General features: G+C 60.2%; 14 protein-coding genes. 11 read left to right on the forward strand and 3 right to left on the reverse strand.

Translation table 11 applies throughout. The features are described from left to right. Positions 1–5: 5 nt before the first annotated feature. Both hemL and HP062_RS16970 read left to right on the forward strand, forming a co-directional pair. The gene (gene hemL, locus HP062_RS16965) at positions 6–1289 is read left to right on the forward strand and encodes a glutamate-1-semialdehyde 2,1-aminomutase (protein ID WP_010467385.1); all 1284 of its coding nucleotides are present in this window, start codon (positions 6–8) and stop codon (positions 1287–1289) included. Positions 1290–1515: 226 nt separating this feature from the next. After that, positions 1516–2070 (forward strand): tetratricopeptide repeat protein, encoded by a 555-nt coding sequence (locus HP062_RS16970; protein WP_010467384.1) that lies wholly within the window; start codon positions 1516–1518, stop codon positions 2068–2070. A gap of 179 nt (positions 2071–2249) precedes the next feature. Here HP062_RS16970 and HP062_RS16975 read toward each other — a convergent pair whose 3' ends face one another. Continuing rightward, the gene (locus HP062_RS16975) at positions 2250–2579 is read right to left on the reverse strand and encodes a DUF1820 family protein (RefSeq protein WP_007894425.1); all 330 of its coding nucleotides are present in this window, start codon (positions 2577–2579) and stop codon (positions 2250–2252) included. 134 nt (positions 2580–2713) lie between these two features. Here HP062_RS16975 and miaB point away from each other — a divergent pair, with 134 nt between their 5' ends. The 5 genes from miaB (at position 2714) to lnt (ending at position 8123) form a co-directional block, all read left to right on the forward strand. Continuing rightward, positions 2714–4042 carry a tRNA (N6-isopentenyl adenosine(37)-C2)-methylthiotransferase MiaB gene (gene miaB, locus HP062_RS16980; RefSeq protein ID WP_010467383.1) on the forward strand — a complete coding sequence of 443 codons (1329 nt, stop codon included), beginning with the start codon at positions 2714–2716 and terminating at the stop codon, positions 4040–4042. Between the two features lie 206 nt (positions 4043–4248). Next, on the forward strand, positions 4249–5253 hold the full coding sequence (locus tag HP062_RS16985; protein ID WP_010467382.1) for a PhoH family protein: 1005 nt from the start codon (positions 4249–4251) through the stop codon (positions 5251–5253). Further along, positions 5246–5740, forward strand: coding sequence for an rRNA maturation RNase YbeY (gene ybeY / locus HP062_RS16990; RefSeq protein ID WP_010467381.1), 495 nt, complete (start codon positions 5246–5248; stop codon positions 5738–5740). Before HP062_RS16985 ends, ybeY begins: the two co-directional genes overlap by 8 nt. A gap of 5 nt (positions 5741–5745) precedes the next feature. Beyond that, the gene (locus tag HP062_RS16995) at positions 5746–6585 is read left to right on the forward strand and encodes an HlyC/CorC family transporter (protein ID WP_010467380.1); all 840 of its coding nucleotides are present in this window, start codon (positions 5746–5748) and stop codon (positions 6583–6585) included. A gap of 14 nt (positions 6586–6599) precedes the next feature. Continuing rightward, entirely contained in the window at positions 6600–8123 is a 1524-nt protein-coding gene (gene lnt / locus HP062_RS17000; RefSeq protein WP_172791769.1) for an apolipoprotein N-acyltransferase, read from the forward strand. A 140-nt stretch (positions 8124–8263) separates the two neighbouring features. Here the strand turns inward: lnt and HP062_RS17005 are convergent, their stop codons facing one another. Continuing rightward, positions 8264–9022, reverse strand: a complete 759-nt coding sequence (locus HP062_RS17005; RefSeq protein ID WP_010467378.1) for a YdcF family protein — start codon at positions 9020–9022, stop codon at positions 8264–8266. A gap of 104 nt (positions 9023–9126) precedes the next feature. Next, positions 9127–9447 (reverse strand): hypothetical protein, encoded by a 321-nt coding sequence (locus HP062_RS17010; RefSeq protein WP_010467377.1) that lies wholly within the window; start codon positions 9445–9447, stop codon positions 9127–9129. Between the two features lie 279 nt (positions 9448–9726). On the opposite strand from HP062_RS17010, the gene leuS reads away from it, so the two are divergent. The 4 genes from leuS to arfA all read left to right on the forward strand — a co-directional run bounded on the left by leuS (position 9727) and on the right by arfA (position 14475). Beyond that, positions 9727–12333, forward strand: coding sequence for a leucine--tRNA ligase (leuS, locus tag HP062_RS17015; RefSeq protein WP_083375690.1), 2607 nt, complete (start codon positions 9727–9729; stop codon positions 12331–12333). 89 nt (positions 12334–12422) lie between these two features. Beyond that, entirely contained in the window at positions 12423–13028 is a 606-nt protein-coding gene (lptE, locus tag HP062_RS17020; RefSeq protein ID WP_077749947.1) for an LPS assembly lipoprotein LptE, read from the forward strand. 39 nt (positions 13029–13067) lie between these two features. Next, positions 13068–14105, forward strand: a complete 1038-nt coding sequence (gene holA, locus HP062_RS17025) for a DNA polymerase III subunit delta (protein ID WP_077749946.1) — start codon at positions 13068–13070, stop codon at positions 14103–14105. A gap of 205 nt (positions 14106–14310) precedes the next feature. Continuing rightward, a complete protein-coding gene (gene arfA, locus HP062_RS17030) occupies positions 14311–14475 on the forward strand; it encodes an alternative ribosome rescue factor ArfA (protein WP_003176285.1) in 165 nt (54 codons plus the stop codon). Positions 14476–14513 lie beyond the last annotated feature (38 nt).

Raw genomic sequence — 14513 nt, forward strand, 5'->3', positions numbered from 1 at the left:
CGATCATGTCTCGTTCCGAAACCCTGTTTGCCAACGCCCAGAAACACATCCCCGGTGGCGTGAACTCGCCTGTTCGCGCGTTCAAAAGTGTGGGCGGCACGCCGCTGTTCTTCAAACACGCCGAAGGCGCCTACGTCACCGACGAAGACGACAAGCGTTACGTTGACTACGTCGGTTCCTGGGGCCCGATGATTCTCGGTCACAGCCACCCGGACGTGCTGGACGCTGTGCGTAAACAACTGGAGCACGGCTTGTCCTACGGCGCCCCGACCGCGATGGAAACCGAGATGGCCGACCTGGTCTGCTCGATCGTGCCGTCGATGGAAATGGTGCGCATGGTCAGCTCCGGCACCGAAGCGACCATGAGTGCCATCCGTCTGGCCCGTGGTTTCACCGGTCGCGACAACATCATCAAGTTCGAAGGCTGCTATCACGGTCACTCCGACAGCCTGCTGGTCAAGGCCGGCTCCGGCGCGCTGACCCAAGGCGTGCCGAGCTCGGCCGGTGTGCCGGCGGATTTCGCCAAGCACACCCTGACTCTGCCGTTCAATGACATCGACGCGGTCGAAGCCATGCTCGCTGACGTCGGCCAGGACGTGGCCTGCATCATCGTCGAGCCGGTGGCCGGCAACATGAACTGCGTTCCGCCGGCGCCAGGTTTCCTCGAAGGCCTGCGGACCCTGTGCGACAAACACGGCGTAGTGCTGATTTTCGACGAAGTGATGACCGGTTTCCGAGTTGCCCTCGGCGGTGCACAAGCGCACTTCGGCGTGACGCCGGACCTGAGCACCTTTGGCAAGATCATCGGTGGCGGCATGCCGGTCGGCTGCTTCGGCGGCAAGCGCGAAATCATGTCGCACATCGCGCCACTGGGTCCGGTGTATCAGGCAGGCACCTTGTCGGGTAACCCATTGGCAATGGCGGCGGGCCTGACGACGTTGCGCCTGATCAGCCGTCCCGGTTTCCACGACGAGCTGACCGACTACACCAGCCGCTTGCTCGATGGCCTGCAACAGCGCGCCGATGCCGCTGGCATTCCGTTCGTGACCACGCAGGCTGGCGGTATGTTTGGCCTGTACTTCAGCGGTGCCGACGACATCGTGACTTTCGATGACGTGATGGCCAGCGACGCCAAGCTGTTCGGTCGTTTCTTCCACTTGATGCTCGAAGGCGGCGTGTACCTGGCCCCAAGCGCTTTCGAAGCCGGCTTCACCTCGATCGCTCATGGCGAAGCCGAGTTGAAACTGACGCTGGATGCCGCCGAGCGTGCCTTCGCCGCATTGAAATAACGCTGTGCCCGCTGACGTTGGCGATTGCCAGCGTCAGCTTTCACCTGGATTTACACCTTTATTCCTACGCTTCTGCTAATAATCCCCCGTCAATCGGGCGATATATTCCCCGTGCAGCAGAAAAACGAGTAAAGACTTTGTAAGGTTGGCCCTGCTTATTTCATAATGCGCGCTTATTGGATCCCCTCGATGGGTCCGCGCGCCCTTCAGAGGTAAGTCGATTCCCATGAACCGCACCGGCCGCGCCCTTGCACTGGGCTGCCTGTTGCTCCTTCAGCCCCTGCTCGCGCTCGCACAAGCAGGCGGCAACTCGTTGTTAATCCCAGCGATGGGTCGCTGCACCCTCAATACTCAGCCGCAAGACCTGACGCAAGCGCTCGCTGCCTGCCAGAAAGCGTCGGATGAAGGGGATGCACAAGCGCAATACGAGTTAGGTGAGTTCTACTACGACGGCAAAAACACCCCGCGCGACCTCAATAAGGCCCTGGGCTATTTTGAAAAAGCTTCGTTGCAAGGCCACGCCCAGGCGCAATTCAAACTCGGCACCATGTTCTTTCACGGCGAAGGCGTACCGGCCAATAACGTTCAGGCGTATATCGTGCTGAAAATGGCCGCGGTCAACGGTGCTGAAGAGGCACTGGATACGGCCGACGAAGTGGCCGAGAAGATGCCCCGCGAAGACCTCGAGATGGCGACTCAGGTGCTTGGGCAAATCTTCCGTAAATACCTGATGGAATTGCAGAGCGCCGATGGGCGTACGCCGTTTTCGCCGCTGCCCTGATTGACGCAGGCCCCTGTGGCGAGGGAGCTTGCTCCCGCTCGGCTGCGCAGCCGTCGTAACGTCAAACAATGCGGTGAATCAGAAAAACGGTGTTTGCAGAGTTTAGGGCCGCTTCGCGCCCCAGCGGGAGCAAGCTCCCTCGCCACAAACAACCCAGTTCATTTCAAAAGCTTTCCTGCTTACTTCTCAGGCATCGGCATCGGAAACGGCATGACATTGCCGACCGCGCCGCGGGCTTCGCTGATTTTCGGTGTGCCGAGGCGTTCCACTTCGTCGATGCGCACAATCGAATGCATCGGCACAAAACTGCGCACCACGCCTTCGAACTGAGCTTTCAACTTCTCTTCGCTCGGGTCGACGACCACTTGCGTGCGCTCGCCAAAGACGAACTCTTCCACTTCCAGGAAGCCCCACAGATCACTTTGATAGATCTGCTTGGCATACATTTCGTACACCTGGCCCTGGTTGAGGAAAATCACCTTGTAGATTGGGGCTTCACGTTTGGTCATGGTGGGCGGGCAACACATAGGGGATAAAAATGAGGGCGCGAACTATAGCATAGCCGCCGGACGCACAGCGGTAGGAACCTTGGGACATGTTCCCTATAATGCGCGGTTCTTTGAATCACGTGATGACACTGTCCATGGCCAAGAAGCTTTACATCGAAACCCACGGTTGCCAGATGAACGAGTACGACAGCTCGCGCATGGTCGATCTGCTGGGTGAACATCAGGCCCTGGAAGTGACCGCTCGCGCTGAAGACGCCGACGTGATCCTGCTCAACACCTGCTCCATTCGTGAACGCGCCCAGGACCGGGTGTACTCCCAGCTCGGCCGCTGGCGCGAACTGAAACTGGCCAACCCGGACATGGTGATCGCCGTCGGCGGTTGTGTGGCCAGCCAGGAAGGCGCGGCCATTCGCGATCGCGCGCCGTATGTGGACGTGGTGTTCGGCCCGCAGACCCTGCACCGCCTGCCGGAAATGATCGACGCCGCGCGCGCCACCAAGCTGCCGCAAGTTGACGTCTCGTTCCCGGAAATCGAAAAATTCGACCACTTGCCCGAGCCGCGCATCGATGGCCCGAGCGCTTATGTGTCGGTCATGGAAGGCTGCAGCAAATACTGCACCTTCTGCGTGGTGCCTTATACCCGCGGTGAAGAAGTCAGCCGACCGTTTGATGACGTCATTGCCGAGATCATGCACCTGGCCGAAAACGGCGTGCGCGAAGTGACGCTGCTGGGCCAGAACGTCAACGGCTATCGCGGGACCACGCACGACGGACGTTTGGCCGATCTGGCCGAGCTGATTCGTGTGGTGGCCGCCGTCGATGGCATCGACCGGATTCGCTACACCACCTCGCACCCGCTGGAGTTCTCCGACAGCCTGATCCAGGCCCACGCCGACGTGCCGGAACTGGTAAAACACCTGCACTTGCCGGTGCAATCGGGCTCGGACCGCATTCTCTCGGCGATGAAACGCAACCACACCGCGCTGGAATACAAATCCAAACTTCGCAAGCTGCGGGCAGCTGTCCCAGGGATCTGCATCAGTTCGGACTTCATCGTCGGCTTCCCGGGCGAGACCGAGAAAGACTTCGAACAGACCATGAAGCTGATCGAAGACGTCGGTTTCGACTTCTCCTACTCGTTCGTCTACAGCCAGCGCCCTGGCACCCCGGCTGCGGATCTGGCCGACGAGACGCCGGAAGAACTGAAGAAAGAACGGTTGAACGCGCTGCAACATCGCTTGAACCAGCAAGGTTTCGAGATCAGCCGACAAATGGTCGGTTCTATCCAGCGGATTCTGGTCACGGATTATTCGAAAAAAGACCCCGGCGAGCTGCAAGGCCGGACCGAGAATAACCGGATCGTCAACTTCCGCTGCGACAATCCGACCCTGATCGGCCAGTTCGCCGACGTGCACATCGACGCCGCACAGCCGCACTCGCTGCGGGGCTCGCTGATTTCGTAACACCGTAAAACCTGTAGGAACGAGGCTTGCCCGCGAAGGCGGACTGACACTCACCACATGAGTCGTCTGAAATACCGCCTTCGCGGGCAAGCTTCGCTCCTACAGGGCCGGTGTTTGGCGCTGGATTATTTAAGAGCTTTCGCACCCAGCCCACTGGCGTTATCCTTGATTTCATCTTAATTGCCCCAGGGCGGCTAAATACGACCTTGAACGCACCCATAGAACCACATCGTTTTATCCTCGAGCCCTTCGAGGCCCGTCGCTTCGCCAATCTGTGCGGGCAATTCGACGAGCATCTGCGCTTGATCGAACAGCGCCTGACCATCGAGATCCGCAACCGCGGAAACCAGTTCGAGCTGATCGGCGAGCCCAAACACACCACCTCCGCGGAAAATCTGATTCGTCGTCTGTATCGGGAAACCAAAGGTACAGAGCTGTCGCCGGACACGGTTCACCTGTTCCTGCAGGAATCGGCCGTCGAAGAGCTGGACAACGTCTCCCCGTCCGAACCCTCCGTCGCCCTGCGCACCAAAAAAGGCATGATTCGCCCTCGCGGCTTGAATCAGCTGCGCTACGTGAAGGAAATCCTCGGTAACGACATCAATTTCGGCATCGGCCCGGCCGGTACCGGCAAGACTTATCTGGCCGTTGCCTGCGCGGTAGACGCGCTGGAACGCGAGCAGATTCGCCGCATCCTGCTGGTGCGTCCGGCGGTTGAAGCGGGCGAGAAGCTTGGCTTCCTGCCCGGCGACCTGTCGCAAAAGATCGACCCATACCTGCGCCCGCTCTACGACGCACTCTACGAGATGCTCGGCTTCGAACACGTCGCCAAGCTCATCGAACGCCAGGTGATCGAAGTTGCGCCACTGGCCTACATGCGCGGTCGCACGCTCAACAACAGTTTCATCATCCTCGACGAAAGCCAAAACACCACCGTCGAGCAGATGAAGATGTTCCTGACCCGGATCGGCTTCGGCTCCACGGCCGTCATCACCGGTGACATCACCCAGGTCGACCTGCCGAAAGGCACCAAGTCCGGGCTGCACCATGTGATTGAAGTACTCAAAGACGTGCCGGGTATCAGCTTCACCCATTTCATGCCCAAGGACGTTGTGCGCCATCCATTGGTGCAACGCATCGTCGAAGCCTACGAGCGCTTCGAGAATCGCGCGGCAGACGAAACTCCAAAGGACAGTCGCCGCGATGCTTGAGCTTGATCTGCAACTGGCTACCGAGGCGCCTGCACCCAGCGAAGCCGAGTTCCGCCAATGGTGCGAACTGGCCCTGCGCCAGCGCACTGCCGACTCTGAAATGACCATTCGCCTGGTCGATGACGAAGAGGCCCGCGAGCTGAACCACACCTGGCGGCAAAAGAATTACGCCACCAACGTCCTGTCGTTTCCGGCCGATGTGCCTGACGAGTTTCTCGACATCCCGCTGCTGGGCGATCTGGTGATCTGCGTGGCCGTGGTCGAGCGCGAAGCCGCCGAACAGGGCAAGGAACTAAAGGCCCATTGGGCGCATCTGGTGATTCATGGCTGCTTGCATCTGCTGGGTTACGACCATATAGATGATGACGAAGCCGAAGAAATGGAAGCACTGGAACGAACGTTGCTTGCCGAGTTGGGCTTTCCCGACCCCTATGCGGACGACGAAACAGACACAACCCCTATCGTTACAACAAAGGATTCAGAGTAATCGCTATGAGCGAAGATCGATCGAGCAACGGGCAAAAGTCTTGGCTGGGTAAGCTCACCCAGGCTTTTGCCCACGAGCCGAAGAACCGCCAGGAGCTGCTGGAGCTGCTGCGCGACGCACACCAGAACAAACTGTTGGACAGCGAAGCGCTGGCCATCGTCGAAGGCGCCATCCAGGTCGCTGACCTGCAAGTACGGGACATCATGGTCCCGCGCTCGCAGATGATCAGCATCAAGGCGACCCAGACACCTCGCGAGTTCCTGCCTGCCGTGGTCGACTCGGCCCACTCCCGCTACCCGGTCATCGGCGAAAGCCACGATGATGTGATGGGCGTGTTGCTGGCCAAGGACTTGCTGCCGCTGATCCTCAAGGAGAACGGTGACAGCTTCAACATCAGGGACCTGCTGCGTCCGGCGACCTTCGTGCCCGAGTCCAAGCGCCTGAATGTGCTGCTGCGCGAGTTCCGCGCCAACCACAATCACATGGCCATCGTCATTGACGAATACGGCGGTGTGGCAGGCCTGGTGACCATTGAAGATGTGCTGGAACAGATCGTCGGCGACATCGAAGACGAGCACGACGTCGAAGAAGACAGCTACATCAAGCCGCTGCCCAGCGGTGACTTCCTGATCAAGGCCCTGACGCCGATCGAGAACTTCAACGAGTTCTTCGACAGCGAATTCTCCGACGACGAGTTCGACACCGTTGGCGGCCTGGTGATGAGCGCGTTCGGACACTTGCCAAAACGCAACGAAATCACTGAAATCGGTCCATATCGCTTCCGCATCCTGAACGCCGACAGCCGTCGGATTCACTTGCTGCGCCTGACCCCTATCGCCCGATAAATCCAAGGATTGAAATGCATCGTATGACCCGCCCCGGCTGGCCCGGTAACCTGCTGGCCGTGGCGGCCGGTGCACTCACCACCCTGGCCCTGGCGCCGTTCGATATCTGGCCGTTGGCATTGCTGGCGGTCGGGTTCTTCTATGCCGGCTTGCGCGAACTGAGTCCCCGCCAGGCCCTGGGCCGTGGCTGGTGTTTCGGTTTTGGCTTGTTTGGCGCTGGTACCAGCTGGATCTATTACAGCATTCACCACTTCGGCGGCGCGTCAGTGCTGCTGGCCGGTTTCCTGATGCTGATCTTCACGGCCGCGATTGCCTGGTTCTTCGCCCTGCCGGCCTGGATCTGGGCGCGCTGGCTGCGTCGTAACGAAGCGCCGCTGGCCGATGCCTTGGCGTTTGCCGCGCTGTGGGTTGGCCAGGAAGCTTTTCGTGGCTGGTTTCTCACCGGTTTCCCATGGCTCTATTCCGGTTACAGCCAGCTCGACGGCCCATTGGCCGGGCTCGCACCCGTCGGCGGAATGTGGCTGATTTCCTTCACCCTGGCCCTGACGGCGGCGCTGATCTATAACGCCATGCGTCTGGTCCGCACGGGCCGTAAAGGTTTCATCGCCGCTGGCGTATTGCTGCTGGTCGGCCCCTGGGTGGCCGGCATGGCGCTGAAGGAACACGCCTGGACCAGCCCGGCGGGCCCGGCGCTGAGCGTTGCCGCCCTTCAGGGCAATATCGAACAAAGCATGAAGTGGGACCCGGCGCAGCTCAACGCGCAGCTGGCCCTGTACCGCGACATGAGTTTCAACTCCAAACGGGTCGACCTGCTGATCTGGCCGGAAACAGCCGTCCCGGTGCTCAAGGAGTCCGCCGAGGGCTACCTGAACATGATGGGGAATTTCGCCGCCGAGCGTAAATCTGCGCTGATTACCGGCGTACCGATCCGTCAGGAAGTCCGACACGAGAAGCGCTTCTTCAACGGCATCACCGTCCTCGGTGAAGGCGACGGCACTTATCTCAAGCAGAAGCTGGTGCCGTTTGGCGAATATGTTCCGTTGCAGGAAGTACTGCGTGGGCTGATCGCGTTCTTCGACCTGCCGATGTCCGACTTTGCCCGTGGCCCGGCTGACCAGGCGATGCTGCAAGCCAAGGGTTATCAGATCGCGCCGTTCATCTGCTACGAAGTGGTCTACCCGGAATTCGCCGCCAGCCTGGCGGCCCGCAGTGAATTGCTGCTGACCATCAGCAACGACACCTGGTTCGGCACCTCCATCGGCCCACTGCAACATTTGCAGATGGCGCAGATGCGCGCACTGGAGGCGGGCCGCTGGATGATCCGCGCCACCAACAACGGCGTCACCGGCCTGATCAACCCGTTCGGGCAGATCACGGTGCAGATCCCGCAGTTCGAACGCGGCATCCTGTACGGCGAAGTCGTGCCGATGCACAACCTGACGCCTTACCTGCAATGGCGCTCGTGGCCGCTGATCATCGTTTGTGTGTTGTTGTTTGGCTGGGCACTGGTGGCGAACCGGATGGCCAAGACCGTCTGACTCTGGCGAGGGAGATTGCTCCCGCTCGGCTGCGCAGCAGCCGCAATACCGGTTAATGCGCTTTGTCAGCCAGAAATGGATTAGCCGGACTCAGGGCTGCTTCGCAGCCCGGCGGGAGCAAGCTCCCTCGCCACAGGTCATCAGTAAAACATTGAATACCCGATCTGCCCCACCGCCTCATTCAGCAACTGCCCGCTCTGCCAGATCGACTTGAATTCCGGCATCCAGCCGCCCAGTGGCCGGGCGTTGTCCACGCCTAAAAAGCCCACCGGTGCCGGCACCACTTCAAATCCCGCCTGCTGAAAGCTCCAGACTGATCGCGGCATGTGCCAGGCCTGCGTCACCACCACCACCCGTTTGATTCCCTGCGGCAGCAACACCTCGGCGCTGAACTGCGCGTTCTCCCACGTCGTGCGGCTGCGCCCTTCCTGCCAGCGCACGGTGACGCCAAAATCATCAAGCAATGAATCCGCCATCAACTTCGCTTCGGTCGGCGGCGTACCGTAATGCAGGCCGCCGCTGGTAAGAATGGGCAACCCGGAGGCCTTGGCCAGGCGTGCCGCATACCGTTCGCGCTCAAGACCTACGCCCGTCGGCTGATCAGCCCCCCAGGCAATATCGCCCCGCTCACGCCCCGAACCCAACACCACAATCGCATCCGCACGCTGACTCAGGGTGGCCCATTCCTCGCGCGCCAGTGGCGGCTCACTTTCCAGGGCCTTGGCGCCCCACTGCACCACCACCGGCAAACTCATTAACAGGAAGCCGCCGAACCCCAAGGCAAAACACACACCCGCAAGCCGCGGCCTTGAGCGGCGCAACCACCACGCGAGCATCAACAGCAGCAAAAGAATGCCGGGAGGCAACAGAAGTTGTTTCACGAAATAACGAAAAGGCATCGAGCATCTCCATAAGATGCCCGAAGCCTAAGTGGGTTGACGCAATGCGACAACAAATGCGGAAGGACTATGCTTTAAAAAACATGGGTAATGGCTTGCAGCCGTTATTTGAATTGCAGAGACCGGACCTTTTCCGCGTCCCTGCCAGGTGCCTTGTCCTTGAGCCAGATGATCTTGGCCGAACGTGGTGCGTCGAGTTGCTTCACTGCTGCAGACAAGCATCCGTGCGTCTCACGTTCACTGCGATCCAGATAGGCTTTGACCAGTGCAAACTCTGCGGGGCTCAAACCACGCAGTTCCAGCTCCAGGGGACGCTCATCGCGTAGCCGGTCAGCGGTTTTTGCAGCGTCCAGAGCCATCCCCAGACGATCGATCAGTCTTTCGTACAGCTGCGGTTTCGTGACTTTTTGCTGTGACTCAACCATCCCTCACCTCATTGAAGATAAGACTCGCTCCCCATTTAGAGCTTAGCTTCCATGAACAAACCGGCTGGATGCCGCGACCAACGGCCCTCGCGGCAGTTTTCGCAAGACGCGCGGCAGTAATCAGGGTTTCCCTCGGTAGAGTGCGGTCATGTATGCTACGGCGCTTCCTGTAACTCCACTTCCAGCTCGTTCGGGCACTGAAACGTCGATTTGGCGTCGTCACCGTCCAGCGTTGCATTGAAGAGGATTAGGCCACCCCTATTCAGTTCAAAAGTAGCCATGCACGAACAATATCAGCCCCGTGAAATCGAAGCCGCCGCCCAATCGTTCTGGGACGAGCAAAAGTCCTTTGAAGTCAGTGAACAGCCAGGCAAGGAGACGTTCTACTGCCTGTCGATGTTCCCTTACCCCAGCGGCAAGCTACACATGGGGCACGTGCGCAACTACACCATCGGCGACGTGATCTCCCGCTACCAGCGCATGCAAGGCAAGAACGTCCTGCAACCCATGGGTTGGGACGCCTTCGGCATGCCGGCGGAAAACGCCGCGATGAAGAACAACGTAGCGCCCGCCAAGTGGACCTACGAAAACATCGCCTACATGAAAACCCAGCTGCGCAGCCTGGGCCTCGCGGTGGACTGGTCCCGCGAAGTGACCACCTGCAAGCCTGATTACTACCGCTGGGAACAATGGCTGTTCACTCGCCTGTTCGAAAAAGGCGTGATCTACAAGAAAAGCGGCACCGTGAACTGGGACCCGGTCGACCAGACCGTCCTGGCCAACGAACAGGTGATCGACGGTCGCGGCTGGCGTTCCGGCGCGCTGATCGAAAAGCGCGAAATCCCGATGTACTACTTCAAGATCACCGCCTACGCGGATGAGCTGCTGGAGAGCCTCGACGAACTGACGGGCTGGCCTGAACAGGTCAAGACCATGCAGCGCAACTGGATCGGCAAATCCCGCGGCATGGAAGTGCAGTTCCCGTACCACGTCGATTCCATCGGCGAAACCGGCGCATTGAAAGTCTTCACCACCCGTCCAGACACCCTGATGGGCGCGACTTACGTCGCCGTGGCCGCCGAACACCCGCTGGCCACCCTGGCCGCGCAGAACAACCCTGAGCTGCAAGCGTTCATCGCTGAATGCAAAGGCGGCAGCGTCGCCGAAGCCGACGTCGCCACCCAAGAGAAAAAAGGCCTGCCGACCTCGCTGTTCGTCGAGCACCCGCTGACCGGTGAGAAGCTCCCGGTGTGGGTCGCCAACTATGTGCTGATGCACTACGGCGATGGCGCGGTGATGGCGGTTCCGGCTCACGACGAGCGTGATTTCGAGTTCGCCACCAAGTACAACCTGCCGATCAAGTCCGTGGTGCGCACAAGTGCAGGTGATACCAACCCGGCTCCATGGCAGGACGCCTACGGCGAGCACGGCACGCTGATCAACTCCGGCGAGTTCGACGGCCTCGACTTCGCTGGCGCGTTCGACGCCATTGAAGTTGCGCTGATCAAGAAAAACCTCGGCGCCTCGCGCACCCAGTTCCGCCTGCGCGACTGGGGCATCAGCCGTCAGCGCTACTGGGGCTGCCCGATCCCGATCATCCACTGCACCACCTGCGGTGATGTGCCGGTCCCGGAAGATCAATTGCCTGTGGTACTGCCGGAAGACGTGGTGCCGGACGGCGCGGGCTCGCCATTGGCGCGCATGCCTGAGTTCTACGAGTGCGCTTGCCCGAAATGTGGCGCACCGGCCAAGCGTGAAACCGACACCATGGACACCTTCGTCGAGTCCTCGTGGTATTACGCCCGTTACGCCTCGCCACACTATGAAGGCGGTCTGGTTGAAAAATCGGCGGCTGACCACTGGTTGCCGGTGGATCAGTACATCGGCGGTATCGAACATGCCATTCTTCACCTGCTGTACGCGCGCTTCTTCCACAAGTTGATGCGCGACGAAGGCCTGGTGAGCTCCAACGAGCCGTTCAAGAACCTGCTGACCCAGGGGATGGTGATCGCCGAGACTTACTACCGTCGTGAAGCCAACGGTGCTTACACCTGGTTCAACCCGGCGGACGTCGAACTCGAACGCGACAGCAAGGCCAAGGTCATCAGCGCCAAGCTGATTGCAGACGGTCTGCCGGTGGAAATCGGCGGCACCGAGAAGATGGCCAAGTCGAAGAACAACGGCGTCGACCCACAGTCGATGATCGACCAGTTCGGCGCCGACACCTGCCGTCTGTTCATGATGTTCGCCTCGCCCCCTGACATGAGCGCGGAATGGTCCGACTCTGGCGTCGAGGGTTCGCACCGTTTCCTCAAGCGCGTCTGGCGCCTGGCTCAAGCCCATGTCACTCAGGGTTTGCCGGGAAAACTGGACGTCGCCAGCCTGAACGACGAGCAGAAAGCCATTCGTCGTTCGATCCACCTGGCCATCAAGCAGGCCAGCCACGACGTCGGCCAGAACCACAAATTCAACACCGCCATCGCCCAAGTGATGACGCTGATGAACGTGCTGGAGAAAGCCGCACAAGGCACCGAACAGGATCGCGCACTGGTTCACGAAGGTCTGGAAGCCGTGACGTTGCTGCTGGCTCCGATCACCCCGCACATCAGCCACGAGCTGTGGCATCAACTGGGTCACGCTGGCCCGGTGATCGACGCCGGTTGGCCGGTGGTGGACGAAACCGCGCTGGTGCAGGACAGCCTGACGTTGGTCATCCAGGTCAACGGCAAGCTGCGCGGCCAGATCGAAATGCCGGCGACCGCGACTCGCGAAGAAGTCGAAGCCGCTGCCCGGGTCAACGAGAACGTGCTGCGCTTCGTCGACGGCCTGACTATTCGTAAAGTGATTGTAGTGCCCGGGAAACTGGTCAATATCGTCGCCAGCTAAAATTGGATCAGGCGCCAGGTGAGCCTGGCGCCGAGTAAAACCTTTCGGGCCGCACGATCGGCCCACATGGTTTCAAGGGGAGCAACAAGATGATCAAACGCAATTTGCTGGTGATGGGCCTCGCGGTCCTGTTGAGCGCCTGCGGGTTCCAGCTGCGCGGCACCGGCACCAATGAAATGGCGATCAGGGAGCTCGATCTGAGCGCCCGCAACGCCTACGGCGAAACCGTGACGCAATTGCGTCAGGTATTGCAAAGCAGCGGCGTCAAGGTTTACGCCGGAGCGCCGTACAAGCTTGTGTTGACGGATGAGCAGGAAAGCCAGCGCATCCTCAGCTACGCCGGTGCCGGCCGTACTGGCGAGTATCAGGTGAGCACCGTGCTGAGCTACGACATCCGGGGTGCGCAAGGCCTGCCGCTGCTGAGCGACAAGCTCGAAGTGCAGAAGATCTTCATCCACGACGGCAACAACCTGGTGGGTTCTGACCAGGAAGCCAATACGGCTCGTACAGAAACCCGTCGCGAGTTGGTTCAACGCATGATGCTGCGCCTGTCACAACTCACGCCGACTCAGTTGGATCAGTTGCAACAGACCGCCGACGCCAAGGCAAAAGCCGAAGCCCAGGCACTGGAAGCGGCGCAGAAAGCTGAAGCGGAAACCCCGCGTCAGTCGCCTATCGAAATCCCGCAGCAATAAGACTTACGGGGCGCCCAGGCGCCCCGTTCGCCCTTTCTTATGAAACTCGCCCCCGCCCAACTCGCCAAACACCTGCAAGGTGCCCTCGCGCCGGTCTACGTCATCAGCGGCGATGACCCGCTGCTGTGCCAGGAAGCCGCCGACGCCATTCGTGCCGCCGCTCGCCAACAGGGTTTTGACGAACGCCAGGTTTTCGCCGCCGACGCCAGTTTCGACTGGGGGACGTTGCTGCAAGCCGGTGCAAGCATGTCGCTGTTCGCTGAAAAGCGCCTGCTGGAGCTGCGCTTGCCCTCCGGTAAACCCGGCGACAAAGGTGCCGCTGCCTTCATCGAGTACTGCTCGCGCCCGGCGGAAGACACGGTGCTGCTGATCAGCCTGCCCAAACTGGATGGCAGTGCGCAGAAAACCAAGTGGGGCAAGGCGCTGGTCGAAGGGCAGCAGACGCAGTTCGTGCAGATCTGGCCGGTGGATGCCAACCAGTTGCCGAGCTGGATTCGTCAACGGCTATCCCAGGCCGGGCTTTCCGCCAGCCAGGACGCCGTGGAACTGATTGCCGCGCGGGTCGAAGGCAACCTGCTGGCCGCCGCCCAGGAAATCGAAAAACTCAAGCTGATGGCCGAAGGTGGACAGATCACCGTCGAAACCGTGCAAGCGGCGGTGGCCGACAGTGCGCGCTTCGATGTGTTTGGCCTGACCGACGCGATTCTCAACGGCGAAGCCGCCCATGCCCTGCGCATCCTCGAAGGGTTGCGAGGTGAAGGCGTCGAGCCACCGGTGATTCTCTGGGCGCTGGCCCGGGAGCTGCGTCTGCTGGCCAACCTTTCGCTGCAATACAGCCAGGGTGTGCCGCTGGACAAAGCCTTCAGCCAGGCTCGACCGCCGGTCTGGGACAAGCGCAAACCGCTGATGAGCAAAGCCCTGCAACGCTATCCGGCGCAACGCTGGGCGCAGTTGTTGCTGGAAGCGCAGCGGATTGATGCGCAGATCAAGGGTCAGGCTGCCGGGTCACCGTGGATGAGTTTGAGTCGGTTGTCGTTGCTGATGGCGGGCCAACGGCTGACGTTGCCTGCGGAGTAAGGTTTTTTGTGGCGAGGGAGCTTGCTCCCGCTGGGTTGCGAAGCGACCCCGCTTATCCCTGAAAGCAGGGGACCGCTGCGCAGTCCAACGGGAGCAAGCTCCCTCGCCACAGATATCATTGCCTACGCAATACGGGGACTAGACAGAACCCCAACTTCAGCAGATTATTTCCCCCGCAAAACCCACTCAATCGAGAGATCTGATCATGAGCAAAAAGCCATCCAAGCATGGCCCCAACAAGGCCAAATCCATCATCGCCCAGCCACTGTTCCGCAGCCGTCAGGAACGAGCCGGCAAGGGCAAAGGCAGCTACCGCCGCGAAGCCTTCCAGTCTAATAGCTGGGAGGCTTCTTACTTTCTGGCGGCCTGAAAGGCAAGCCATCGCTCAACATGTTAAGGTCTGCACCT

The sequence above is a fragment of the Pseudomonas sp. B14-6 genome, assembly GCF_013260315.1.
GTDB classification, from domain to species: Bacteria; Pseudomonadota; Gammaproteobacteria; order Pseudomonadales; family Pseudomonadaceae; genus Aquipseudomonas; species Aquipseudomonas mandelii.